This is a genomic window from Marinifilum fragile JCM 15579, from assembly GCF_001310955.1.
Classification (GTDB): Bacteria; Bacteroidota; Bacteroidia; order Bacteroidales; family Marinifilaceae; genus Marinifilum; species Marinifilum fragile.
The window spans coordinates 201,176-227,326 of sequence record NZ_BAZX01000004.1 but is presented as its reverse complement, the minus strand read 5'-3'; the positions used below and the strand labels follow the sequence as shown (position 1 = coordinate 227,326).

Annotated in this window: 24 protein-coding genes and 1 pseudogene; 13 read left to right on the top strand and 12 right to left on the bottom strand. The window is 35.0% G+C overall.

All coding sequences use genetic code 11. The features are described from left to right. Positions 1-210: 210 nt before the first annotated feature. The 4 genes and pseudogenes from JCM15579_RS05655 (at position 211) to JCM15579_RS05640 (ending at position 4,294) form a co-directional block, all read left to right on the top strand. Complete coding sequence (locus JCM15579_RS05655) at positions 211-1,014, top strand: ParA family protein (RefSeq protein ID WP_054716975.1); 804 nt, start codon at positions 211-213, stop codon at positions 1,012-1,014. Between the two features lie 20 nt (positions 1,015-1,034). Continuing rightward, entirely contained in the window at positions 1,035-1,910 is an 876-nt protein-coding gene (locus JCM15579_RS05650; RefSeq protein ID WP_054716972.1) for a ParB/RepB/Spo0J family partition protein, read from the top strand. A 175-nt stretch (positions 1,911-2,085) separates the two neighbouring features. Further along, positions 2,086-2,600, top strand: a pseudogene (locus tag JCM15579_RS22240) (DUF5683 domain-containing protein). A gap of 14 nt (positions 2,601-2,614) precedes the next feature. After that, positions 2,615-4,294: a lytic transglycosylase domain-containing protein gene (locus JCM15579_RS05640; RefSeq protein ID WP_083464557.1), complete on the top strand. Its 1,680-nt coding sequence runs from the start codon at positions 2,615-2,617 to the stop codon at positions 4,292-4,294. 359 nt (positions 4,295-4,653) lie between these two features. Here the strand turns inward: JCM15579_RS05640 and JCM15579_RS05635 are convergent, their stop codons facing one another. From JCM15579_RS05635 to JCM15579_RS05620, 4 genes are read right to left on the bottom strand one after another with little or no spacing between them, the layout of a single operon-like run. Next, complete coding sequence (locus JCM15579_RS05635; protein WP_054716962.1) at positions 4,654-5,760, bottom strand: Gldg family protein; 1,107 nt, start codon at positions 5,758-5,760, stop codon at positions 4,654-4,656. Continuing rightward, positions 5,754-6,167 carry a GldG family protein gene (locus JCM15579_RS22415; RefSeq protein ID WP_054716958.1) on the bottom strand — a complete coding sequence of 138 codons (414 nt, stop codon included), beginning with the start codon at positions 6,165-6,167 and terminating at the stop codon, positions 5,754-5,756. Before JCM15579_RS22415 ends, JCM15579_RS05635 begins: the two co-directional genes overlap by 7 nt. Positions 6,168-6,184: 17 nt before the next feature. Further along, the gene (locus JCM15579_RS05625) at positions 6,185-6,910 is read right to left on the bottom strand and encodes an ABC transporter permease subunit (RefSeq protein WP_054716956.1); all 726 of its coding nucleotides are present in this window, start codon (positions 6,908-6,910) and stop codon (positions 6,185-6,187) included. Between the two features lie 7 nt (positions 6,911-6,917). Continuing rightward, entirely contained in the window at positions 6,918-7,847 is a 930-nt protein-coding gene (locus JCM15579_RS05620; RefSeq protein WP_054716953.1) for an ATP-binding cassette domain-containing protein, read from the bottom strand. Positions 7,848-7,991: 144 nt separating this feature from the next. On the opposite strand from JCM15579_RS05620, the gene hxpB reads away from it, so the two are divergent. Then, positions 7,992-8,645: a hexitol phosphatase HxpB gene (gene hxpB / locus JCM15579_RS05615; RefSeq protein ID WP_054716950.1), complete on the top strand. Its 654-nt coding sequence runs from the start codon at positions 7,992-7,994 to the stop codon at positions 8,643-8,645. Here hxpB and JCM15579_RS05610 read toward each other — a convergent pair. From JCM15579_RS05610 to hpt, 7 genes are all read right to left on the bottom strand, one after another. Continuing rightward, complete coding sequence (locus JCM15579_RS05610) at positions 8,623-9,144, bottom strand: shikimate kinase (RefSeq protein ID WP_083464552.1); 522 nt, start codon at positions 9,142-9,144, stop codon at positions 8,623-8,625. The two genes, hxpB and JCM15579_RS05610, sit on opposite strands and share 23 nt — an antisense overlap. 47 nt (positions 9,145-9,191) lie before the next feature. Then, positions 9,192-11,795, bottom strand: a complete 2,604-nt coding sequence (locus tag JCM15579_RS05605) for a DNA gyrase/topoisomerase IV subunit A (protein ID WP_054716943.1) — start codon at positions 11,793-11,795, stop codon at positions 9,192-9,194. A gap of 59 nt (positions 11,796-11,854) precedes the next feature. Next, entirely contained in the window at positions 11,855-13,687 is a 1,833-nt protein-coding gene (locus JCM15579_RS05600; RefSeq protein ID WP_054716940.1) for a DNA topoisomerase IV subunit B, read from the bottom strand. A 267-nt stretch (positions 13,688-13,954) separates the two neighbouring features. Beyond that, the gene (locus JCM15579_RS05595; RefSeq protein ID WP_054716937.1) at positions 13,955-14,647 is read right to left on the bottom strand and encodes a phosphatase PAP2 family protein; all 693 of its coding nucleotides are present in this window, start codon (positions 14,645-14,647) and stop codon (positions 13,955-13,957) included. 12 nt (positions 14,648-14,659) lie between these two features. Then, positions 14,660-15,649, bottom strand: a complete 990-nt coding sequence (gene obgE / locus JCM15579_RS05590; RefSeq protein ID WP_054716935.1) for a GTPase ObgE — start codon at positions 15,647-15,649, stop codon at positions 14,660-14,662. 12 nt (positions 15,650-15,661) lie between these two features. Then, positions 15,662-16,267 (bottom strand): adenylate kinase, encoded by a 606-nt coding sequence (locus JCM15579_RS05585; RefSeq protein ID WP_054716932.1) that lies wholly within the window; start codon positions 16,265-16,267, stop codon positions 15,662-15,664. 3 nt (positions 16,268-16,270) lie between these two features. After that, the gene (hpt, locus tag JCM15579_RS05580; protein ID WP_054716929.1) at positions 16,271-16,810 is read right to left on the bottom strand and encodes a hypoxanthine phosphoribosyltransferase; all 540 of its coding nucleotides are present in this window, start codon (positions 16,808-16,810) and stop codon (positions 16,271-16,273) included. Positions 16,811-17,100: 290 nt separating this feature from the next. On the opposite strand from hpt, the gene purE reads away from it, so the two are divergent. The 8 genes from purE (at position 17,101) to JCM15579_RS05540 (ending at position 24,880) form a co-directional block, all read left to right on the top strand. Next, positions 17,101-17,607, top strand: coding sequence for a 5-(carboxyamino)imidazole ribonucleotide mutase (gene purE / locus JCM15579_RS05575; protein WP_054717084.1), 507 nt, complete (start codon positions 17,101-17,103; stop codon positions 17,605-17,607). A gap of 210 nt (positions 17,608-17,817) precedes the next feature. Next, positions 17,818-18,630 carry a PorV/PorQ family protein gene (locus JCM15579_RS05570; protein ID WP_054716926.1) on the top strand — a complete coding sequence of 271 codons (813 nt, stop codon included), beginning with the start codon at positions 17,818-17,820 and terminating at the stop codon, positions 18,628-18,630. Positions 18,631-18,639: 9 nt separating this feature from the next. Then, positions 18,640-20,673: a helix-hairpin-helix domain-containing protein gene (locus tag JCM15579_RS05565; protein ID WP_054716923.1), complete on the top strand. Its 2,034-nt coding sequence runs from the start codon at positions 18,640-18,642 to the stop codon at positions 20,671-20,673. A 64-nt stretch (positions 20,674-20,737) separates the two neighbouring features. Then, the gene (locus JCM15579_RS05560) at positions 20,738-21,211 is read left to right on the top strand and encodes a PaaI family thioesterase (RefSeq protein WP_054716920.1); all 474 of its coding nucleotides are present in this window, start codon (positions 20,738-20,740) and stop codon (positions 21,209-21,211) included. 510 nt (positions 21,212-21,721) lie between these two features. Continuing rightward, positions 21,722-22,213 (top strand): YbaK/EbsC family protein, encoded by a 492-nt coding sequence (locus JCM15579_RS05555; protein ID WP_054716917.1) that lies wholly within the window; start codon positions 21,722-21,724, stop codon positions 22,211-22,213. Continuing rightward, positions 22,207-22,845: an HAD family hydrolase gene (locus JCM15579_RS05550; protein WP_054716915.1), complete on the top strand. Its 639-nt coding sequence runs from the start codon at positions 22,207-22,209 to the stop codon at positions 22,843-22,845. The genes JCM15579_RS05555 and JCM15579_RS05550 overlap by 7 nt, the downstream gene beginning before the upstream one ends. 59 nt (positions 22,846-22,904) lie before the next feature. Continuing rightward, on the top strand, positions 22,905-23,558 hold the full coding sequence (locus tag JCM15579_RS05545; protein ID WP_054716913.1) for a DUF5020 family protein: 654 nt from the start codon (positions 22,905-22,907) through the stop codon (positions 23,556-23,558). Between the two features lie 23 nt (positions 23,559-23,581). Then, a complete protein-coding gene (locus tag JCM15579_RS05540; RefSeq protein ID WP_054716908.1) occupies positions 23,582-24,880 on the top strand; it encodes an NCS2 family permease in 1,299 nt (432 codons plus the stop codon). 555 nt (positions 24,881-25,435) lie between these two features. Here the strand turns inward: JCM15579_RS05540 and JCM15579_RS05535 are convergent. Continuing rightward, entirely contained in the window at positions 25,436-26,131 is a 696-nt protein-coding gene (locus JCM15579_RS05535; protein ID WP_054716905.1) for a DNA-binding domain-containing protein, read from the bottom strand. Between the last annotated feature and the right edge of the window lie 20 nt (positions 26,132-26,151).

Sequence of the window (26,151 nt, the reverse complement as noted above, 5' to 3'; positions counted from 1 at the left end):
TTTAAACTCTAATATACAATTATGAAAATAACTAACACATAGATAGTTGACTTCACAAGGCCTTTATTAGATCATTCAAGTAATATGTTGATAATTTAATAGCTCTTGTTTGTATTTTAGAGTGACTCAAAATTTTAAATATCGCTTAAAATTGTATCTTTGGAACTACATCAAAAAATTTAATTTAAATCCTTATAATAAGAATTGTTTATGGCTAAAATTATTGCTCTGGCGAACCAAAAAGGAGGGGTTGGAAAAACCACAACGGCTATCAACCTGGCTTCAAGCCTTGCCGTTTTGGAATATAAGGTACTAATTATTGATGCTGATCCACAGGCTAATTCAACATCAGGAATAGGTTATGATGTTCGTTCCATTGAGAATAGTATTTATGAATGTATAGTCGACGGAATTAATCCGAAAGAGGCAGTTCTTACAAGTGATATTGAAGGCTTTGATATTATTCCTTCTCACATTGATTTGGTGGGTGCTGAAATTGAAATGCTTAATTTATCAAATCGCGAAAAAATCCTTTCTAAAGTTATAGAAAAGGTTAGTCCTGATTATGATTTTATATTGATCGACTGTTCGCCTTCGTTGGGCTTAATTACTGTTAATGCACTTACTGCTGCTGATTCAGTAATTATTCCTGTTCAGTGTGAATATTTTGCATTGGAAGGTCTTGGTAAACTTTTAAACACAATTAAAATCATTCAATCGCGTTTAAATCCCGAATTGGAAATTGAAGGTTTCCTTTTAACCATGTACGATAGCCGTTTAAGATTGTCGAACCAGGTAGTTAGCGAAGTGAGAAAGCATTTTCAGGATATGGTATTCGAAACCATTATCCAACGAAATACTAAACTTGGAGAAGCACCAAGTTACGGAAAGCCTGCAATTCTTTACGATGCAGACTCGGCAGGTGCAATTAATTACTTAAATTTGGCTCGCGAATTGTTGCAGAACAACAACATGACTAAAATGAGTAATAAAGAAAAGATTATCAGCGAATAATATAATATTGAAAGAGTAACATGGCAAAAAAAAGCGCATTAGGAAGAGGATTAGGTGCATTAATCGAGGACGTTGATGAAGTACAGGTAAAACCAGAAAAAAGTATAAGCAACGAAATTGAAATTTCGAAAATCGAAGCCAATCCTTACCAACCTAGAACAAAGTTTGACGAGGAAGCTTTAAATGAACTTGCCCAATCTATTAAAGAATTAGGTATTGTACAGCCACTAACAGTTCGTAAAATCAATAATAACTCTTACCAGCTTATTGCTGGAGAAAGACGATTTAGAGCCGCTAAAATTGCTGGTTTGAATAGCGTTCCTGTTTATATTCGCCTTGCTGATGATGACAAAATGTTGGAATTGGCTTTGGTCGAAAATATCCAACGTGAAGATCTTGATTCTATTGAAGTTGCCATTAGTTATCAAAGATTAATTGATGAAATTAAACTAACCCAGGAGAGTTTATCCGAACGTGTCGGTAAAAAACGCTCAACCATATCCAACTATTTACGATTACTTAAACTACCTGCTGAAATCCAAAAAGGAATTCGCGAGAAAAGGCTTTTAATGGGGCACGCAAGAGCTCTTGTAAATGTGGATGATCCTAAATCTCAGCTTAACATCTTTAAACTTACCGTTGAGAATGATTTCTCAGTGCGAAAAGTGGAGGAATTGGTTCGTGAATTAAACAAAGGAGATAAAGAGAAAAAAGCTCCTTCCAAAATTTCATTGCCTAAAGAGTATGAGTCATTAAAGGACCATCTTTCGCAACATTTTAAAACTAAAGTTGATTTAAAGCGTACCAATAACGGTAAAGGAAAAATCATAATCCCTTTTAAATCGGATGATGATTTAGAGCGTATTTTAGCCGTTATGGACCAAATGAATTCGTAAATAGTAACATCTAAAATAATTAAAATTGAACAATTTACGCCCACTTTTAATTACAGTGGCGGTGTTGCTTGTTTTTATCTTAGCAGGAAATACTCAAACTCAGGCTCAGAAATTTACAGCAGATACCGTACAGGTGGAATCAAGTGTTAAAATACACTCTCCTCATAAGGCTACAATGTATTCGGTTATGCTACCCGGTTTAGGTCAGGCATACAATAAAAAATACTGGAAAATTCCTATCCTTTATGCAGGAATTGGGCTACAATTTACGCCATTAACTGGAATACAAAAAACTTCAAAAAATATAAAAACGGGTTTCAAGATTTTTCTTTATATGTAGACTGGAAAAATCTTCCAGAAGCAGAAAAGGCAGTAACTGATGAACCTACGGGTAAAAGTTACGAAGAACTATATACAAAAGGTTTTGATTTTGAAAATTCACAAGCATCGTTCGACAAGTGGTTTAAAACCCAATTACAGAATAAAAAAGACTCTTTCAAACACGATAGAGATCTTAGTTATATTATTTTAGCCGGTGTTTACGTTTTAAATATCATTGATGCGGCAGTTGACGCTCATTTGATGAATTTTAATGTGAACGACGAACTTACACTTCGGGTAGAACCTGCAGTAAGCTACTCAGCCTTTACGGGCAATACGCTTGGATTTAGATGCCAGATTACTTTTTAGACGAGAGAGAGACAATGAGAAGAAAGATTTTTTTTATACCCTTAATTTTATTGGGAACTGCATTTGCATGCAGTACAATTAAGCCATCTACAACAATTAAAGAAGATAAAGTCGCAAGTGAAAATACACTATCTGAACTTGATACTGTAAGTACTGACATTGCAGTGAGCGAACCTGTATCAGAAACAGATACTTTGGCATTTCTAAAATTGAATAATGTTGATGTTCGATATGATCTAGATGATGATATCAACTCCAATTTTTCAAGTAATCTGGATAGCTTATTGCATCTTTGGTACATCAAAAATACAGATTCTAATTATAGTTCGGAAAGAGTAAATACCAATGTCACTTTAAGCGATTCTGTTTATATCCAGCGTTTACAACAAATCCCTTCTTTAATCGATTTATCTTACAATAAAATCGTTAAGAATTACATCAAACTATATTCCGAAAAGAGAAGATCTCAAGTTGAATACATGATGGGATTATCAGAATATTATTTCCCAATTTTCGAAGAAATTTTAGATAAAGAAGGTTTGCCTCAGGAACTAAAATACCTTCCAATTATTGAGTCTGCTTTAAACCCTAAAGCATTATCACGTGCAGGAGCCAGTGGTTTATGGCAATTTATGTATGGAACAGGACGAATGTACAAATTAGACATCAACTCATTTGTTGATGAAAGAAGAGATCCTGTAAAATCAAGTTATGCTGCGGTAAAATACTTAAAGGACATGTATAAAGTTTACGGCAATTGGCATTTGGTAATTGCTGCGTACAATTGTGGTCCTGGAAATGTAAACAAAGCCATTAGACGCAGTGGTGGGAAAAGAAATTATTGGGATATCTATTATCGATTACCTCGTGAAACCAGAGGATATGTTCCAGCTTTTATTGCGGCAATTTACACATTCAATTACCACAAAGAGCACAACCTTTATCCTAAAAAATCAAATTTCCCAATTGCCTGCGATACATTAATGATTGATGAAACTTTACATTTCGATCAAGTTTCGAAAGTAATTAGTATTCCTAAAGAGCAATTAAGGGATTTAAATCCACAATATCGAGCTGATATTTTACCGGGAGGTAAAGCATATTCGCTTAAACTTCCATTAAAATTAACATCAAAATTCATTGATAATCAAGATTCTATTTTTGCATATAAGAAAGATTATTATTTCAGTCAAAAAGATAAGGTTGTTAATCCAAGCGACAGATATCAGAAATTTGCACATGTAGCACCTAAAGACAAGGCTAAAGTATATTACAAAGTAAAACCTGGAGATGCGGTAGGATTAATCGCTTCATGGTTTCACATTAGAACTTCAGACCTACGCTACTGGAACAACATCAGAAGAAACTTAATTAAAGTAGGACAAAAACTGGTAGTTTATGTTCCAAAATCAAAAGCTGATTATTATGGAAGCCTTAACAGCATGAGCTATGCTCAAAAACAAGCCACTTTGGGTAAAAGTGTAAGCACCACAACAACTACCGTTGCGAAAAGTACAACTGAAACAGAAGATGGTTCATACGTATACTACACCGTACGTAGAGGTGATAATTTCTGGACAATTGCTAAGAAATTCCCTGGTGTTTCGAACTACGATATTATGAAATTGAATAATATTAATGATGCTGGAAGCCTTAAAGTAGGACAAAAATTAAGAATTAAACGAAAGAGTTAAACAGACATATTTTATATAAAAAAAGCGAAGAAATATCTTCGCTTTTTTTATGTATTTTATAAACAAATACAACTAATTTATAAACAAATAGCTAATCGAATTATTTAAATCGTATTTAAATTAACAGATCCTACAATATCGGATAATACTAATAGACTGAAACTTACATCCGATCTCAACCCTAGGCCAATACATAATTGAATATTTTTTTTGATTAGTGACTTTAATATAATTAAATTGCTTTCGATAAATAAAAACTTACAGTTTTTATTTGTTCCCCGATTCATTGATATGCTAATTAGCTTCCGGCAAAATCTTTCCCCGATTTTCCGGAAGCCGGGAACAATAGAATTCCATCGTTATTTTATAAATCCAGGTCGCATCCTTTTGCTTCGTCTATTGCTTCTTCGTTTAAATCTTATTACTCCATATGCAATTAAAAGCACTACTGGGATTAAAAAGTTAAAGTACTTGATCATGAATACTTTTCCATCAGAAATTTCTTTCAACGGTCGCGACAAAACTCCTTTTGTTCTTAAGCTCATTAAGCCTGAGTCATCTGAGAGCCAATCAATCGCATTGGCAAAAAGATTAATGTTATCTTTTTGAATCGGAATTTTATTTGCACCAAATCCATTTACAATAAAATTACCATCGCCAATTAAACAAATCTTGGCATCTTCTTCTCCGCCCATTGGTCCTGATAAAGCTGCCGCTACAACTAAATCAGGATAAAGAAAGTCTTGTGCTCTCCAATTTCTACCAATATTAAAGCTTATTGGCGCTTTTAGTTTTCCTGATATTTTTGAAGTATAAGCCAATGGTTGATAATTCATTAAAGTATCTCCTACATACTTTATCGGACTTGCAAATTGCAAAATCAGAGTTTCAATACCATCTGTAATACTATGATTTGTAAATTGAGAAATCACAGGTAGAAATGGAAAATTGATTTGCTGTGGAAATGAGAAAAATCCTTGTTGTTGGACGGTTACAGTACCACATTTTTTATCAACAATAAAAGAATCTTCAACATACAAGCCCTTATCTTCGAGCCATTTTTCCAAACCTGTGTTTACAGTAACACCAATACCATCATTCAACATTCCCCGAACACGTTCCATAGCAATCATCAACGATCCTCCTTTTTCAAGGTAATTATCAAGACTTCCCAATTGAGTTGGAGAAATCGTTCCAGTTGGACCAATTAACATCAAACATTTATATTTTTCCAAATCGGGTTCTGAAAGAAGATATACAGGTTTTACATCATATAGTATTGATAATTCATCCAACACTTGTTCGATAGCAGCAAATTCAGGTTCTCCATGTCCCATGATATAACCAATCTGAGGTTTATCTTTAATGGTTAACCTTTTGATTAAAGTTGATAAAGTATATTCCATCGCAATTCCAGGTTTAATTAATGGAATTGCTTCAAACTCATTGCCTACCTGAATTACCATGCCCAAAAGACCCTTTGCACCGTTAACTGATCTTTTTCTCTTACTTCCAATGGCACAGGGTGGATTCCAGCTTCTATAGCTTCTTGTTCAAGTCCTTGGTTCTTATTCGGATTAATATATTCAAAATCGATTTTTCTATTGCTATAATGACTGTACTCCGTTAATAAGTTTTTCAAATCCTTAACTGTTCTATTAACATCTGTTGGTAAATCCTCAGAAATATACAAAGTGATAATGATCGGCTCATTTACCTCTTTTAGGATACGTTTTGTAGAACGATCCAAGGTATACCTTTTATCTTCGGTAAAATCGGCTCTAAGAAAAAACATCGATGAAAGTGAATTCAACACAATCAACAAGCCTGCTACCATTAAAATATTATATATAACTTTTCTTCTTTTTATCATATTTAGTATCTAATACATTATACTTGAAGGTTTCTACTTGAAAGAATCATTTTAGACGAATACAAACAAAAGAATGAAATTGAAAAGAAATAGATTAGATCTTTTGTATCAACAACACCACGAGTAATTGACTCAAAATGTGTAGATAAACTCAAAAAACTAAACACACTTCCTGTAAACCCAACAAAATTCGCAGCCAAGACATCAAAAATGATATGAAAAAAAATCCCGATAGACAATGCCGTTAAAGAAGCTACAATAGGATTCGAAAACAGGCAACTGGTTAACAATCCAATGCTTATATAAACCATACTCATCAAGAGTAATCCTAAATATCCTAAAATAATGGCCGAGTGATCGACAGGACCAATGCCCCACAATGTGAAATAATAGAACAATGTTGGCGTTAAAGCAATTCCTATTAATAAAAATGTTGACAAGAATTTTCCTAAGATTAATTGCCAATCACTCACAGGCTTGGTAAGCAATAACTCCAAAGTACCTGCCTTTAATTCTCCCGCAATAGATCTCATCGTTAATGCCGGAATAAAAATAAACAAGCTCCAGTAGGCAACAGTAAAAAAAGTATCAAGACTAGCCTGCCCTAAAAAGAATACATCAGCACCGTAAATCCATGTGAAAAATCCGCTAAAGCCAAGAAATATTGCTATTAATACATAAGCTGTAAGCGAATCAAAAAAGGAATTTAGCTCCCGATATGCAATGTGAAATATTTGCTTCATAAATCTATTAATGAAGAGTTAGTTGTCGGAAAATATCTTCCAGTTTTTTCTCGGTTGGTGTTAATTCCGAAATATAATAGTTGTTTTGAACACATAAATCAAAAATAGCCTTCACCGAAGTTTCCTCCTTCAATGATTGTACCTCGAACAATTGTTTATCGATATCAATAAAATCCACAGAATCAATAGTATCTAAATTCAACAAATTTTCGAAAATATCATTTACGTCACCACCTTGAATGCCCAATTTCAAAATTTCATTCCCTGCAGCCTGTTTTCTTAATTCCTCGGCAGTACCATCAACAACAATTCTACCATTGTTGATAATCAAGATTCGATCGCAAGTGGCTTCCACTTCTGCAAGAATATGAGAACTTAAGATTACTGTTTTTTCCTTCCCAATTCTTTTTATTAGCTCTCTAATTTCAACAATCTGGTTTGGATCTAATCCTGTAGTTGGCTCATCAAGTATCAAAATTTCAGGATCGTGAATTAAAGCTTGGGCCAAACCAACTCTTTGCTGATATCCTTTGGAAAGTTCACTAATCAATTTGTGCTTTTCTCCCTCAAGTCCACAAATTCGGACCATATCTAAAATCCGTTCGGGAATTAAGTATTTAGGAATACCATGAATTTTCGCAATAAACTCTAAAAAATCAATAATATTCATATCCTGATAAAGAGGATTATTTTCAGGCAAATAACCAATATTCTTCTTTATTATTTCAGGATGCTCTTTTATAGAATAACCTCCCACTTTAACATCTCCCTCATCAGGATTAATATAACAGGAAATTGCTTTCATCGTGGTTGTCTTTCCTGCACCATTCGGTCCTAAAAAGCCCAATACTTCTCCAGCTTTAACACGAAAAGAAACATTGTCTACAGCTTTTTGCGGGCCATATCTTTTAGTCAGATGCTCAACAACTATATCCATATTTAGAAACTTTCATTTGGTACCTAACAAATTTAAAAAAATCGACTTCTTTATGCTTGGAGAGTCAGCAATTTAACAATTATTAACAATTTGATAAAATCTATCGATTTAAAATATCCTATAAAAAAACACTATTTTTGCCAAATGATTAAAGCAGTAATTTTTGATATGGATGGGTTGTTGATCGACTCAGAACCATTTTGGCAAGAGAGTGAGAATTTGGTATTCAACTCATTGGGAATTAATACAAGCAAAAAAATGTTTGAAATTTTCATGGGAAAAAGGATTGATGAAGTCGTTGATACCATGTGGGAAATTCAAAGCTGGAATCACAAAAGCAAATCTGAAGTTGTTGATGCCATCGTAAACAACGTAATTAATCTGGTTGAGGAAAAAGGAGAAGCATTAACCGGGGTGTACAAAATATTGGAAGACTTAAAGAAATCACCCTTAAAAATAGGTTTGGCTTCCTCATCGAAAATGAAAATTATTGAAACTGTACTAGACAAATTAAATATTCGAGAATATTTTGAAGTTATTCATTCTGCAGAGTACGAAGAATATGGGAAACCTCATCCACAAATTTTCATTTCAACCGCAAAAATGCTTGGTGTAAATCCAAATGAATGCCTGGTATTCGAAGATTCTTTAAATGGCGTTATATCGGCTTTGGCTGCGAATATGAAATGTTTTGCCATTCCCGAATCAGGAGCGTTGAATTTAAAAAAGTTTATTATTGCCAATAAAACCTTAGGTAATCTAAATGAATTTAAACTTACTGATTTAGAGAATTTATAATTGGATCTAGAATTTGGATAAAATTTTCCAACTGCAAATCTCCAGTTTCAATTTTATACTTTGCTTGCTCGTAAAAAGGTTTTCTTGAATTCAGGTGATTCTGGATGTATTCCAGCAATTCTTCTTGAGTGAAGTTTTTTACAAGGGGGCGTTCTGTTTTCGAATTTGTGATTCGATCGCGCAATAATTCAGGAGTTCCCTCAATGTAAAGTGTGTCTCCCAAAGAATTCATTTCTTGCATGTTATTCTCATAACAAGGAGCCCCACCTCCTGTTGCTATAATCAGATTGTCGATCTCAGCAATAGACTGTAATGCACTTTTCTCTCTTTCTCGAAATCCTTCCTCCTTGTATTTGGCAAATATTTCCGGAATTGTCATTCCTTCAAGTTCTTCAATATGAGTATCCAAGTCGATAAAACGAAGTCCGTAATGATTGGCAATCATTTTACCCCAACGCGATTTTCCACTCCCCATATATCCTACTAAAAATATTCGCATAACAATAAGAAAAAAACAGGTGTCTATGACACCTGTGTTATTACTATTTAATTTTTGTCATCTTCGGTTATAACCTCTTCAATAGCATCACGTTCCTCCTCTTCTTCTTCCTGTATTTCATTCTCTCGTGGAAGTGGTTCAATTTCTTTAATATCGGAAATTTCGTAAATGCTTAATCGCTTTCCTCTAGCCTTGTATGATTTTACTCCAATAAACTCTTCTCCTTCTATAATTTCGCTTGGTCTATCTTCATTTTTACCTCCAAACGAAATCTCAAACCTAGGATGTTTCTCATCCGTTAGAATCAACAATTTGTTCTCTGGATTATCACCAACGAAACCAGTTGGTTTACCATTTCCTTCCATGGTAAATCTCTTCAAATACCAATATTCCTGATCTGCATCGTAAAATACAGCAGACCATACTTTCTCAGCATCAAATTTTTCAATAATACTGATATCATCTGAATAATGATTGCTTAAATCGAAACTGGTAAAATGGAAAGAAGCTGGTCTGCTTACAACCAATATTCTGTCATCGCCAATAAATTCTCCCAAGAAATCACCTCGCTGATCGGTATTTAAACGCAACACATCTGGATCGAACCAAATTTTACGACCGCCAAGTGTTGAAACACCTTCATGTTTTAAAGTTATCTTATGCACATCGTTTCTGGAGAGAATATTTCCCATGGATGCACGTCCTTTTACAGCCAACTCGGCAAAATCAAACTCGAAGTTTAATTTTTTCAGTCTTGGTTTTGGCTTAAGAACAACTCGGATAATTTCCGCCTCTCCATTCGGATTTTCAGTAAAATAAAGAATTCTTGAACCTTCTGTCCCCTTGGTCAGATCATACTCCTTATCACGGGTAATACTTGTAACCGAGAAACGCTTCACATAGCAAATTCCACCACGTCCATCACGATAAGCTACATTGTAAATGGTTCTTTTATCATTCTTACGGAAAATAGCAATATGCAAGATATTTTTACCAATGAATGATTTTTCAGAAACTTTGGTTACGAAATAAGTGCCATCTTTCCTGAATATAATTACATCATCAATATCCGAGCATTCACATACATATTCATCTTTCTTCAAGCCGGTTCCCATGAAACCATCTTCGCGATTGATATACAATTTCTGGTTAGCAACAACCACCTTTGTTGCAACAATATTCTCGAAGCTTCTGATTTCTGTTTTTCTCTCTTTTCCTTTGCCATACTTCTTTTTAATGGCTTGGAAATAACGAATTGTAAAAGGAATAATATTTGCAATATGAACCTTAATTTCTTCGATCTCATCCTCGATAGACTGGATAAAATCTTTTGCCTTATCGATATCAAACTTAGAAATTCTCTTAATCTTAATCTCCGTTAAACGAATGATATCATCCTGAGTAACAGCGCGCATCAAATGCTGGGTGTAAGGTTTTAATCCTTCATCAATGGTTTCAATGATTCCCTCCCAAGTTTCGCATTCCTCAATATCTCGATAAATTCTATTCTCAATAAAGATTCTTTCCAAAGATGCATAGTGCCACGCTTCTTCCAGCTCGCGCTTGCGTATTTCAAGTTCTAATTTCAGAAGTGCAACCGTATTATCCGCAGATCGTTTAAGAATTTCCGATACGCCAATAAACTTCGGCTTATCATCTTCAATAATACATGCATTAGGTGAAATCGAAGTTTCACAATCGGTAAATGCGTAAAGAGCATCAATGGTTTTATCCGAAGAAATACCATTTCCTAAATGTATCAGGATCTCAACATTTTCAGCTGTATTGTCATCAATCTTCTTAATCTTAATTTTTCCCTTATCATTGGCCTTAATAATTGACTCAATAAGACTAGATGTTGTTTTTCCATAAGGGATTTCAGATATTTTTAAAGTCTTGTTATCAACTTTTTCAATTCTCGCACGAACTTTAACGGCTCCCCCTCTTAATCCGTCATTGTAACGGCTAACCTCTACCATTCCTGCAGTCGGGAAATCAGGATAAAGCTCGAATTCCTCTTCTTTCAAATAAGCAATACAAGCATCAATTAGTTCATTAAAGTTATGCGGTAAAATTTTTGAAGCCAATCCTACAGCAATCCCCTCTACTCCTTGAGCCAACAGCAATGGGAATTTTACAGGAAGCGTAATAGGTTCTTTGTTTCTACCATCGTAAGAAAGTTTCCAATTGGTAGTTTTCGGGTTGAACAAAACCTCTAAGGCAAACTTCGATAAGCGAGCCTCAATATAACGAGGAGCTGCTGAAGAGTCACCTGTAAGTATATTTCCCCAGTTTCCCTGAGTATCGATCAATAAATCTTTTTGTCCCAATTGAACCAAGGCATCACCGATAGATGCATCACCATGAGGGTGATACTGCATGGTATTACCAATAATGTTTGCCACTTTGTTGTAACGTCCGTCATCCAATTGTTTCATGGCATGCAAAATCCTACGCTGAACTGGTTTTAATCCATCGTTCACGTAAGGTACAGCACGTTCTAGAATTACATATGACGCATAATCCAAAAACCAATCCTGATACATACCTTTTAGGTAAGTAACATTTCTCATGGCTTCTGGTTGGGTACCGTTCAACTCGTTGTCCAACTCCTCCTGGTTCTCCATATCTTGTCTCTCTTCGCTACTCATAGAGATTTTGGGTTTAATGGTTTTAGTTATTCGATTTACTGATTGTAGGTTCTGAATTCTTACAACTCGTCTTTCTCAACATACAAATTATCAATAATAAATGTCTGTCGTTCCGGTGTATTTTTTCCCATATAGAATTCCAACATTTTGGAAACAGAATCATCTTTTTTCATCACAACCGGATCCAATCTGATATCTTTTCCAATGAAGTTTTTGAATTCGTCAGGTGAAATTTCACCCAATCCCTTAAATCGTGTAATTTCGGGTTTTGCTCCCAAACGTTTAATTGCCTTCTCTCTTTCTTCATCAGAGTAGCAATAGTAAGTTTTTCTCTTATTTCTAACTCTGAACAAAGGAGTTTGTAAAATGTACAGATGTCCTCCTCTCACCAAATCAGGAAAGAACTGTAGGAAGAAAGTGATCAACAATAACCTAATGTGCATACCATCCACATCGGCATCCGTTGCAATAATCACGTTGTTATAACGCAAGCCTTCCATTCCATCTTCAATATTTAAGGCTGCTTGTAGTAAATTAAATTCCTCATTTTCGTAAACAATCTTTTTAGTCAACCCATAAGTATTAAGAGGCTTCCCTTTCAAGCTAAATACAGCCTGGGTATTTACATTTCTTGATTTTGTAATCGATCCACTGGCAGAATCTCCCTCGGTAATAAAAATTGAGGCTTCGGATTTTGATTCGTGCTTTGAATTAAAGTGAACTCTACAGTCGCGCAATTTTCTGTTGTGAAGACTTGCCTTCTTCGCTCTTTCCTTTGCGATTTTCTTGATTCCTGAAATTGCCTTACGCTCCTTCTCGTTTTCAAGGATCTTTTTATGCAAGATATCTGCAACCTCTGGATTTTTGTGCAAGTAATTATCCAAATTCGAAGTCACAAAATCCATAATAAAATTACGAACCGAAGGTCCATTTGGCCCAATATCTTTAGAACCTAATTTGGTTTTGGTTTGTGATTCAAAAACTGGTTCTTCAACTTTTATACTAATTGCTGCAATTATTGAAGTTCTGATATCCGATGTATCGAAATCTTTCTTGTAAAAGTCGCGAACCGTTTTTACAACCGCTTCACGAAATGCTGCAAGATGAGTTCCTCCTTGGGTAGTATGCTGTCCGTTTACAAACGAATAATATTCCTCACCGTATTGTCTGCCATGTGTAAGTGCGATTTCAATATCATCACCTTTCAGATGAACAATATCGTATAACCCCTCAGAGTTCATATTCTCTGTCAGAAGATCTAGTAAACCATTTCTAGAAAGGAATCTTTCTCCGTTAAAGTATATCGAAAGACCTGCATTCAAATACACGTAATTCTTCAACATGGTTTGGATGTATTCCGAAATAAACCTGTAATTCGGAAACATCTCCTCATCTGGATGAAAAGTAATCTTAACTCCATTCTTTTCTTCCGATGGCTGAATTTCTTCCTCGTTTACAAGAACACCTCTCGAAAATTGAGCTTTTTTTACTTCTCCATCACGAAAAGATTCAATAATGAATTCATCAGATAAAGCATTTACGGCTTTAATACCTACACCATTCAATCCAACGGACTTTTTAAAGGCCTTTGAATCATATTTGGCCCCTGTATTCATTTTTGAAGTTACATCAATAACTTTTCCCAAAGGAATACCTCGTCCATAATCACGAACAGTAACTTTACGATCGGTAATGATAACCTCTATTGATTTACCAATACCCATTGCAAATTCGTCAATGGAGTTATCAATTACTTCTTTTAATAAAATGTAGATACCATCATCGTGGGAAGATCCATCGCCCAATTTCCCGATATACATCCCAGGACGTTTACGGATGTGTTCTTTCCAATCTAGTGTACGTATTGAGTCTTCAGAATATTTTGCAGTCATGAAAATTTCGCGTTTTTACAAATATAGCTAAAAGAACGATTCCTAAGAAAGTAGTTTATCAACAGGCTGTTAAAAGACAAGGATAATCATCTATTCAGAAAAGAACTGCTAAAACATATCCCTCTAAAAATCAATCAATATGATTAGAGCAATCAAAATGATTCCAAATTAAGAGAAAGCTTAATTTTATAAAAAACACGCACCAAAATTTAACAATAATCAATCCTCCGATGGAAATTTATCAATTATTGTTCTAAAAAAGAAGAATTAAAACAGTCCGTATTTTAACAGCTTTTTCACCACCAAACAAATGGTAATAATTTCTATAGAAGCCACTCCGATAATCAACAAGGCTGAAGAATAAGTTAGGGATTGAATATTTCGCCTACCTCTTGTTAATGGCCCTTTACGTGAGTTAGAAAACCACTTGGTTAATCGATAAACACCATATCCGAGTAGCAATCCTAAAATCATTCCCCCAATTACATCACCAGGAAAGTGAACTCCAAGATAAATACGGGTATAAACTACCAATAAAGACCAAGTAAATATGAATAATGTGTATAATTTATTTCTAAACAATAGCGATGTAAAAAGGGCAAAACCAAATGAATTTGTTGCATGAGAGGATACAAATCCATATTGACCGCCTTTGTAACCGCTAACCAAATTTACAATTCCTTCCAAACTAGGATCATGACTTGGACGAAATCTTTCAAACACATTTTTAAATAGTTGTGTAGAAATCTGATCACACAAAAATATCAGTAAGAATGCACCTAAAATCCAATAGATGGATTCTTTTCCTTTTACTTTGTAAATCTGGTACAAAAGCAAAAGATATAATGGAATCCAAAATTCTTTGCGGGTAAAAAACATCATTACAACATCCCAAAATGGTGTATTGTGGCTATTTAGCCAAATCAAAAGCTCTTTATCCAATTGAATTAAGGTATCCATTCACTATTTATTTTATTCGTTAATTGCTTTCCAAATCATATCTTTTAGCTCCATGATTCCCTTTTGAGCGACTGAAGATATAAAAACACATGGTACATCAGGCAAATCTTGCTTAATTTCATCCATCAATTCCTCATCCAACATATCTGATTTAGTTATAGCAAGTAGTCTTTTTTTATCCAACAATTCAGGATTGAATTGCTTTAATTCATTCAAAAGAATTTTGTATTCGTTGTGAATGTCGTTACTATCGGCTGCCACCATAAACAGTAAGACCGAATTTCTTTCAATATGTCGTAAAAATCGCAAACCTAAGCCACGACCTTCGTGTGCTCCTTCAATAATCCCAGGAATATCGGCCATTATGAAAGAACGATCATCTCGATAAGCCACAATTCCAAGATTAGGTACCAAGGTAGTAAAGTGATATTCGGCAATTTTTGGTTTAGCTGCCGATACCACAGAAAGAAGAGTAGATTTTCCTACACTTGGAAATCCAACCAATCCAACATCAGCAAGAACTTTCAGCTCTAAAATAACCGATCTCTCAACTCTTTCTCCTCCCGATTGCGCATATCTTGGAGTTTGGTTTGTTGAAGATCTGAAATTCCAGTTGCCTAGACCTCCTCGTCCTCCTTTTACAAGCACTTTCTCTTCTCCATCTTCGGTTACATCGAAAATAACCTCTCCGGTTTCAGCATCACGTGCAACAGTTCCCAATGGCACTTCAATTACTTTATCTTCACCATCGAAACCTGTACTTCTACTTTGACTACCCGATCCACCATCACCAGCAAAAACGTGACGACTAAACTTTAGGTGAATCAAAGTCCATAATTGTGCGTTCGCACGAATAATGATATGACCTCCACGACCACCATCACCACCATCAGGACCTCCTTTCATCGTTAATTTATCACGATGAAGGTGTGTTGAACCATTTCCTCCAGCTCCCGATCTACAAAAAATCTTTACGTAATCAACAAAATTAGATCCTGACATAGCTTTTATTTTCTATTGCACTTCAACAAATTCAGGTGTAAGAGATAGTTTTTCCTCAATTAGTTTAGAAATTCTGTCCAAAACCTCATCCATTGATCCCATAGCATCAACAGAATAGTAAACACCTGTTTTTTTGTATTCTTCTGCGATTGGCGCAGTAACATCATCATAAATTCGCAAACGCTTTTCAATTACTTCACGTCCGCTATCATCTGGTCGACCTGAAGTTTCGCCTCTTTTCAACAAACGTTGAATCAACTCCTCTTCTTCTACTTTTAGCTCGACCACAATATCAACAATACCATTTCGTTTGGCAAGCATTTCTGCAAAAACAGGAACCTGACCTACATGGCGTGGCATCCCATCATAAACAAATCCTTTCGATTCGCAATTTGAATCAATAAATTTCTCTACTATTCGATATGCCAACTTATCAGGAAAGAAGTTACCCCCATCAATTAGTCGCTTCGCTTCTAACCCTTCCGGTGTAGCTTTCTTTATTTCCTCTCTGCACACATCTCCAGTTGAAAGATGGATCAAGCCAAATCTATCTTGTATTAATTTAGATTGCGTACCCTTCCCTGAACCTGGAGGTCCAAACAAAACAATATTTAACATTATTTAATCAATTACAGTATAGATATCTGGTAGATTTCTTCCAATTCCATCATAATCCAAACCTCTACCAACAATAAAATCATTAGGAATTTCCATTCCAACATAGTGTAATTTCACATCTCTGATTAGAGCCTTTGGCTTGAACAACATTGTTGCTACCAACACTTCTTTTGCTTCATAATCTTTGATTTGCTCCAAAGTATTCGAAATTGTGATTCCAGTATCTACAATATCTTCTAACAATACAACTGTACGATCTTTCAAGTCTTCAGTAAAGCCCATTAATTTTTTTACTTTACCTGTAGTGTTTGTTCCCTCGTAAGATGACAAACGCATGAAAGTAATTTGTGCATTTTCAACAGTTATTTGTTTCATCAAATCTGATGCAAACATGAACGAACCATTTAAAATACAAATGAACAAAGGATCTTTTCCTGCTAATTCTTTATTCATTTTGTCAGCCATTTGGGCAATTACCTTATCAATTTCCTCTGCTGGAATTGATACACGAAATTCTCGATCAAGAAGTTTTACAGTTTTCATTAGTCTTTAATATTTGTCTTAGTTGTCCGACTTCCCCTGTCAGAATTTTTCTGAGTTATCGGGCGGTTAAGGCAATGCCCTAAGCTATCGTTAATGTAATTTTATCCTTATTCCTTTTAGGGAATAAAAAATGTTTCAACTCCATATGGAACATACATATTTTTTTTTCATTTTTACGCTAAAATTAGCGACGGATGCAGGTTCACATTCTGGAATTAAAACAATTCCTTATTTTGCTGCAAAAGTACAATTTTTTGTCATTTTATTTATTAAATCCACGAAAAAACCAAATGAAAGCGAAAGTTAGTATTATAATGGGCAGCACATCAGACCTGCCAGTTATGGAAAAAGCGGCAAAGGTTCTTAACGACTTCAAAATTCCTTTTGAAATCAATGCATTATCTGCACACAGAACTCCTGAACAAGTTGAAAAATTTGCAAAAAATGCAAAAGAAAATGGTATTCAGGCTATCATTGCAGGAGCAGGAATGGCAGCTCACCTTCCTGGTGTAATTGCAGCTATGACTTCAATTCCTGTAATCGGTGTACCGATTAACGCATCTCTTGATGGAATGGATGCACTTTTAAGCATCGCGCAAATGCCTCCAGGAATTCCAGTAGCAACAGTTGGAATCAACGGTGCAATGAATGCTGGTATTCTTGCAGCACAAATTCTTGCTGTAGGAGACGAAGACCTTCAAGAAGCTATAATTGAATTTAAAGAAGGATTGAAAGAAAAAATCGTTAAAGCAAACGAAGAATTATCGACTGTAAAATACGATTACAAAACTAACTAGGAAAGCATAATCCTATTTATAGAAATAAATCTGCATTTCGTTATGATATGCAGATTTTTTATTTTAATTTAACAATGATTTTCAATCTCAATCTACCAAAATAGAAGTAATAAAAATCAGAGCGCATCATAAAGCTAGGCTTCTACAAATTTAAGCTTAGCTTAATGATATTTGTATGTAAATATCCTATAAAACAGTTTTTAATATACTATGCGCACATTTTTATTATTCATTCTTTTATTCATCTCAATAAAAGTCTTCGGTTCAAACGAAAACAGGCCTGCAGGAGCACGATATTTTGCAATGGGAAATGCATCCGTTGCTCTCTATGATGAATGGTCAGGTTTCCACAACCAAGCTGGTCTTGCTTTGTTAAAGAAAAAATCTTTTGGTGCTTATTACGAAAACAGATTCACAAACAAAGAATTAAGCACAAAATCATTCCATATTAATGTCCCAAGTAAATTTGGATGCTTTTCTGGAAACTACACTCAATTCGGTTTTGAACTTTACAAAGAGTCTAAAATCGGACTTTCCTATTCAAGAGCTTTAGGAAAACACTTTTGGGCTGGTTTACAATTCAATCAGATAAGAAAGAAACTATATACCGAATATGGATCACAATCAAAGTATACATTCGAATTTGGATTGTTAGCAGAAATTGCTTCCAATTTCTATATGGGTTTCCATCTTACCAATCCTACACAGGAGAACTTCAAAACCTGGGATTACGATGATAAAATCCCAACAGTAGGCCGATTTGGAATTTCATGGAAATTATCGAACGGAGCCATCATCAGTTCTGAAATATTAAAAAATTTAGATGATGACTTACAAGTAAAAGCAGGAATAGAATACCCTGTAAACGAAAAACTATTCATTCGGGCAGGAGCATACAATCACCCAAATTCAATAAGTCTCGGTATTGGATTTAATTTCTCTAACTTAAAAACAAACATCGCATTCTCACGACACCCTGTTCTTGGCTATACTCCTTCTGCCGATATCAGTTTTCAGTTTTAAAACCGAATCATGAAACGAATTCACAGCATACTATTATCGATACTATTCTTTTCTGGTTTAGGTATTTCTAATGCACAAAACACGGCAGGAGAACAAGATTTAATAGAACGAATCATTGAAAACATCGCAGAACAAGAGGAAGAAAGTCCAGATTACACCAATTTATTAGAGGAAATCACCAAATTGATTCAAAATCCATTAAACATCAACACGGCAAGTGCTCATGATTTGGAAAAGTTATACTTTTTGAACCAAAACCAGATAGAGCAATTAATTAAGTACCGCGAAAAAAATGGAGCCATACTTAGTATTTACGAAATACAATTAATTACAGGTTTCTCTGCCGAGTTGGTTAAAAATATAGCTCCTTTAATTTCCACAAAGGCAAATCCAAAACCAATCATCATTAAAAAAACACAACACCAACTCTTAATCAGAAGCGAACACAATTTTCAAAAAGAGGCTGGATATAACACAACCAGTGAGAATTCTAAATACCTTGGAGATCCATGGAAATATTACAGCAGATACCAAATGCAATCTCCTAATTCGGGAATAGACTTCGGGTTTACAGCAGAAAACGATAAAGGCGAACCATTCTTTAAGGATCAAAACTCTAATGGATTTGATTTTTATTCGGCTCATATTCAAAAAAAATCAAATGGACTTTTAAAACAGATCAACCTGGGCGATTATCAAATCAAATTTGGCCAAGGTTTAAGTTTGTGGTCAGGCATGGGCGGTAAAAAATCTTCCTTCACAACTCAAAATGCAAAAAAATCCCAAGGTGTCAGATCCTACAAATCAACTGATGAAAATCGATTTTTTCGGGGAGCTTCCATTATCATATCCCCTTTAAATGGAATTGACATAGCTACATTTGCTTCTTATAAAAAGATTGATGCAAGTTCAGATGCTGACACCATTTCATCTTATGCATCTAGCATTGTAAATACAGGTTTGCACCGAAACAGGAATGAGTTAGACAAAAAAGATGCCGTAAAAGAGAAGTTGCTTGGCGGATATTTCACTTGGAATTTAAAGAACACACAATTTGGTGCTGCATTTATTCAATACTCCTATTCCCCAGAAATAAAAATCACCGAAAAAGCATATTCTCAATACAATTTTACGGGTAAGAACAATTACAACCTAAGCATAAACTATCAAACTCAAATCAATAATATTCATTTATTTGGCGAAGCTTCTCGATCAAAATCAGGTGGCATTGGAATACTGCAAGGAGCAAACATTCAAATTCACCCTCAATTCAATCTTGAGACTATTTATCGCAAATACGATAAGGATTTTCACGCTCACTACTCAAATTCCCTTTCGGAACAAAGTAGAAGCCAAAATGAAGAAGGAATTTACATCGGAATTAATTTTCATCCATTTCCTAAATGGAGCATAAAAGCTTACTACGATCAGTTTGAATTTCACTGGCTAAGATATTCGAGCAATTCGCCAACCAATGGCCACGAATATTTTTCACAAATTGAATATACAAACAGCGATAAATTATCGGTTTATTTCAGGTATAAACAAGAAAACAAGGCTGATAATGTTAATGCTGATTTTATAAATACCCCTGTTGAATTTGAGAAAACTCAATATCGCCTGCACCTATCGGCAAAGCCTGCAGCAAACTGGGAAATTAGAAACAGAATAGAGTTTACAAAACACAAACAAGGCGAACAGAACGAAAATGGTTTTCTCATTTATCAGGATTTGATTTATAGGTTTTCCCAATTTCCATTAAACATTAGTTTGCGATATGCATTATTCGATACCGATTCTTACGACACAAGAATTTATGCTTATGAAAATGACATCCTATATTCTTATTCAGTTCCAGCCTATTACAATAAAGGAAGTCGATTTTACTTCAATCTTAATTATAAAGTCAATAATAAAATTACCTTTTATGCCAGATATGCTCAAACAAAGTATTCCGATACGGAAAGTATTGGATCAGGTACCTCATTGATTCATGGCGATACAAAATCTGATGTAAAACTTCAATTGAAATTTCGATTTTAGATTTTTTACAATGATTTTCTTATTGTACTTTCGAACTCTTAAAATTAAAACTTAAGGTCGCATCATGAAAAAGATCATCAACCCATATCGTTCTACTGAAAACGGAAAATGCTTTGGCTGTTCGCCTGACAATGAACAAGGCTTACAAATGGATTTTTTTGAAGATGGCGAGTATGTTGTTTCCCAATGGGAACCAAAAACTCACCTTTCTGGTTTTAAAAATGTTTTACATGGTGGAATTCAAACTACAATTCTAGACGAAATTGCTTGTTGGGTAGTATTTGTTAAATGTGAAACTGCAGGAGTAACTACAGCTCTGAATGCCAAATTTAAAAACTCAGCCTTTACGGATAAAGGAAAACTAACCATTCGCGGAAAACTAATTTCGAAAGACAGAAGATTTGCAACCATCCATGCTGAAATTCTTGATCCGGACGGAAAAGTGTGTTCTGAAGCTGAAGTTCAATACATGATTTTCCCTCAGGAAATGGCAATTAAGAAATTTGAATATCCAGGAATTGAGGCTTTTTACGAATAAAGTTTACACAATCTCACTTTCCAAATTGTATTTCGCCCATCGTTTTTCCGCCATCTATATAATATAGAATGAATTTATTTGGTGGATGGAATAATAAGAAATACCAAATTCAGTTCAAAAACAGCATTAAATCAGATTGTCTTTTATAGATAATCATGATGAAACTAATAAGACCATATATATCTTAAAGTGATTTAAGCGTTGTGCAATAGATATTTAATGAACACAACAAACAGAGTAATATTATCGATTACTACAAATAGGAATGGGTCTAAATGTTTCTTCATTACAATTTTAATTCATTTAAAATTAAAACTACATTTTTTTCATACACTTCAATCTCTTTAAATACAAGACTTCTGCAAGAATATCGATCTCGGAATTGAATTGAAACAATTTTGAAATTTAAAAAATTTACTATTTTTGCCGCTCATTTAAAAAATATCATCTGGGAAACTGGTAGTTCCCAATCAGGAGGTAACCTTCAGGATTGGGCCAAAAAACGAAAGGATGAAAAAGACCAATGCAGCTCGTAATATAGATCGAGTAAACATAGAATGTGCAATTAGCAAGTACGATACAGATCCTATCGAATTAGGAACTGAGCATGTACCTGAGAAGACTGATATGCATATTTGTCACGTAACCAAATCCCTTGTACTTTCCGAAAACAAAACGGGAGCTGTTGTTGACTGCCTGCCTGGTTCATCCGATTTCAAATCCAATTCCAATATACAACTTAGAGGAAACCAAAAGAGTAGTATGGTTACCTTGAAAAATATTCAAGAGTCTACCCTTTACATCTATAGTGGATATTCCTCCCATGATCTATTAAAAGATTCCCTTGTTTTTCTCGACTCTTCTACATTACAATTGGAGCATCTTCCGATTGGTGCAGAGTTAGGAGGCAAACAAGTTATAATAGATCCTATCGACCTTCACTCGATTACAAAAGCAACTCTTTGTCTAACCTCAAATCCTAAACTAAAGCTAGCATGTTAGATTTTAAGGCAATTATTTGGGATTACAATGGTACTTTACTCGACGATTTGTCGATTGGGGTGCTTAGCATTAACAAAATGCTAAACAAAAGAGGATTGCCTTTACTAACAACCGAGCACTATCGTGAGGTATTTACTTTTCCAGTGAAAAGTTATTACGAAGCGGTAGGATTTGATTTTGAAACCGAAGATTGGGATAAAGCTGCAAATGAATTCATCAATCATTATACATCTTTATTGCCTCATTCAGGGATTTTTCCGGAAGCTGTTGATTTGCTTACTCACTTTAACAAAGAGGGCAAAAAGCAATTCATTTTATCAGCAATGGAACAAAACATGCTTAATGAGTCAACTCGAAACGAGAATATCATTAAGTATTTCGATGAGATATCAGGAATTGATAACATATATGCAAGTTCGAAAATTGACAATGGCTTACAATTGATGAAAAAACATGAATTAAAAGCCAGTGAAGTTTGCCTGTTTGGCGACACTACACACGATTATGAAGTTGCAAAGGAGTTAAAATGCAATTGCATTTTAATTGCCTCAGGTCATCAATCCTATCAAAAATTAAAGGAGACTGGTTGCCCTATAGTTGTCAACCACTTAAAAGAGATCACAAAGAATTAAACAACCATTTATAAATTTTTTACTTAATTAAATTCTATTAAACAATCATTTAATTTATCATGAAAAAATTACTTGCTATTTTCGCTGTTTTGGTTTCTTTTGCTGCTAATGCACAAAACCTTCAATTACACCGCGATTTCGACCGTGGACACTTCACAACTACTTTTGAAATGTTCAAAATGGACAAGTGGGGTAACACTTTTACATTTATCGATTTTGATTACGATGCAGAAAACGGTATCAACCAAGGATACTTCGAGATTGCTCGTGTATTAAAAACAGAGAAAATGCCAGTTGGTTTACACATTGAGTACAATGGTGGTGTTGGTAGCGCTGAAACTCCAGACATGAACTTTGGCTATACCATTAACAATGCTTGGATTTTTGGTGTAAACTACGCAAAAGGTGGTGCTAAATCAGGATTCTCAACTTACGCAGGTTACAAAGCAATTAAAGATGCTGGCGAAGCAAACTTCCAAATTACAGGTACTTGGTATGTTAACTTCTTCGATGGCAAAATGACTTTCTCAGGTTTTGCTGATCTTTGGACTGAAAATGGTTTATCAGATGATACAGTATTCTTAACTGAGCCTCAAATCTGGTACAATGCAACTAAAAACCTTTCTTTTGGTAGCGAGATTGAAATCTCTAACAACTTTGCAGGTGACGATTTCGAAGTTCGTCCAACTCTTGCTGTGAAGTGGAATTTCTAATCAACAATTAAAAACTAGTAATCATGTTAGATAAGTTTTTTAACATTACCAAACAAGGGTCAACCCTTCGCACAGAGATTGTTGCCGGTATCACTACCTTTATGACCATGGCATACATCCTTGCGGTTAACCCAGATATTTTAAGTGCAACCGGTATGGATAAAGGAGCTGTTTTTACAGCAACTGCCATTTCGGCTATCATCGCAACTTTAGTGATGGCTTTGGTTGCTAAATTACCTTTCGCCTTGGCTCCTGGTATGGGGTTAAATGCATTCTTCGCATTTACCGTAGTATTAGGAATGGGATACAGCTGGCAATTTGCTTTAACTGCAGTGTTCCTTGAAGGTATCATCTTCCTTTTATTAACAGCTTTCAACATTCGCGAGCTAATTGTTAACTCCATTCCGTTAAACTTGAAACACGCCGTTTCGGTTGGTATCGGTCTATTTATTGCATTTATTGGATTAAAAGGAGCTGGCGTTATTGTTGATAATCCTGCTACATTGGTGTGTTTAGGCGATATGAAAAGCCCAAGCGTAATTGTAGGATTAGTTGGTATTTTGGTAACAGGTGTTCTTTTTGCAAGAAACGTAAAAGGATCTCTTTTAATTGGTATCCTTTTCTCAACCATATTGGCATTAATCTTAGGAGTAACTCACATGCCGGAAAACTACAAGTTTGTAAGTATTCCTCCATCAATATCTCCTATCTTTTTCCAATTCGATTTCTCTCAAATCTTCACCATTGATATGGCCATCGTATTGTTCACTTTCTTATTTGTAGATATGTTCGATACAGTAGGAACCTTGGTTGGTGTAGCTTCGAAAGCAGATATGTTGGATGAAGAAGGTCGTGTACCTCGTGTAAAACAAGCTTTATTTGCCGATGCTGTTGGTACATTCTTCGGATCTATCTTGGGTACTTCAACCGTTACAACTTATGTTGAGAGTGCTGCTGGTGTATCGGAAGGTGGTAAAACAGGTATGACAGCACTTACAACAGCAGGTATGTTTGCTTTGGCATTGTTATTTGCTCCGGTATTTGTAATGATTCCTTCAGCTGCAACAGCTCCTGCTTTGGTAATTGTTGGTTTATTCATGATGTCGCCAATTTTGAAGGTTGATATGAACGACTTTACAGAAGCAATTCCAGCATTCCTTTGTATCATCATGATGCCATTAACTTTCAGTATTGCTGATGGTATTGTATTTGGGATGTTGTCGTTCGTAACATTAAAATTGCTTACGGGTCGTTACAAAGAAATTAGCCCGGTAATGATTGTTATAGCGGTGTTGTTTATTATTAAATTCTATTTTGCCTAATTGATAGCACAAAAATCAAAGTAGAATTTTCCATATTCAAAATCCCTCTTTACTTCAGTAGAGAGGGATTTTCTTTTTACGATCTGCCTCTCATTTTGCAATATGCTAAGCATGTTAAAATCTTATTATTGATGAAAAATATCACAAAATACCATCCTCTCGATAAAAACTGACCATCAACTTATTTCATCATTCATGCACCTACTACTAGGGCAACAGCTTGTGCGACAACAAAGGATACTTTATCAAAGATGGCCAACAAAACCAATTCAAATACGGCAGGTATCAGTTTCGCTACCAAAAGTAATTCAATTGGAAACTTTCTTAATGTTTTAAGCGGTTTTTACGTTCACATTTCATTTACCCATTTGAGCAGACTATTGCTCTCGATAGGAGCATACCCCTGCCCTCGGCAGAAGCATGATCCTGCTCTCGATAGAAGCATGCCCTTGCTCTCGGTGGAAGCATGCCCTTGCTCAAAGAAAGTGAAGCATAAAATAAGCCCGTACCTTAGAATAAGATGCGGGCAGTTGCAAATAGATATTGGGACACTATCTATTGCACAATGTAATATGTAGTTGATATTCCGATTCGTAACACTTTCCCATTTCTGGTAGTATTGCGAATCTCTATTCTATATTGACCTGGGTTTAAAGCTGGAACTTTTAAGGAAAGTTTCTTGGGCTCATTTAATTTAGGCATGCCAGCCTTGGTTTCTACCCCATCGGCCTTGTTAATGAAAAATACACCTTGCCCATCAATCTCCTCATAAATTTTAAGTGCACTACCTTCAATCTCAAGTACTGAACCTGGAGTAAGAAACTCATCCATTTTTTCAGTTCCCCAGTCGTAAACCTTTTGAATTTCCGGCACTTCCCTATTCGGTTTCACATAGGTAGGCTTAATATTTTGAGTAGCTGTCTTTAATTTATTGCACGGAACAATACTCACATTAATGCTGTGGCGCGATGGATCGAACCTATCGTTTTCGTCCTCGAAAACACCGGCAATGTCCAAATTCACACTAATGTGATCGTCGTGATAACTATAACCTTCACGAACAAAGCCAATAATGGTTTCCCAATACTTTTCGATCACAGCTTTCGACTCTGTTTCCTTTAAAATGGAACCAGGGCCAGTAAGATTACCCAATAAATTTTCAAAGTTTTTGGGCTTCTGGTTCATCACTTTCCCAAGCTTATCGTTGGGATTGTCTTTGGTTAACATACAATCATACAAGGAATATTCCATAATATTGAATTTTAAAAATT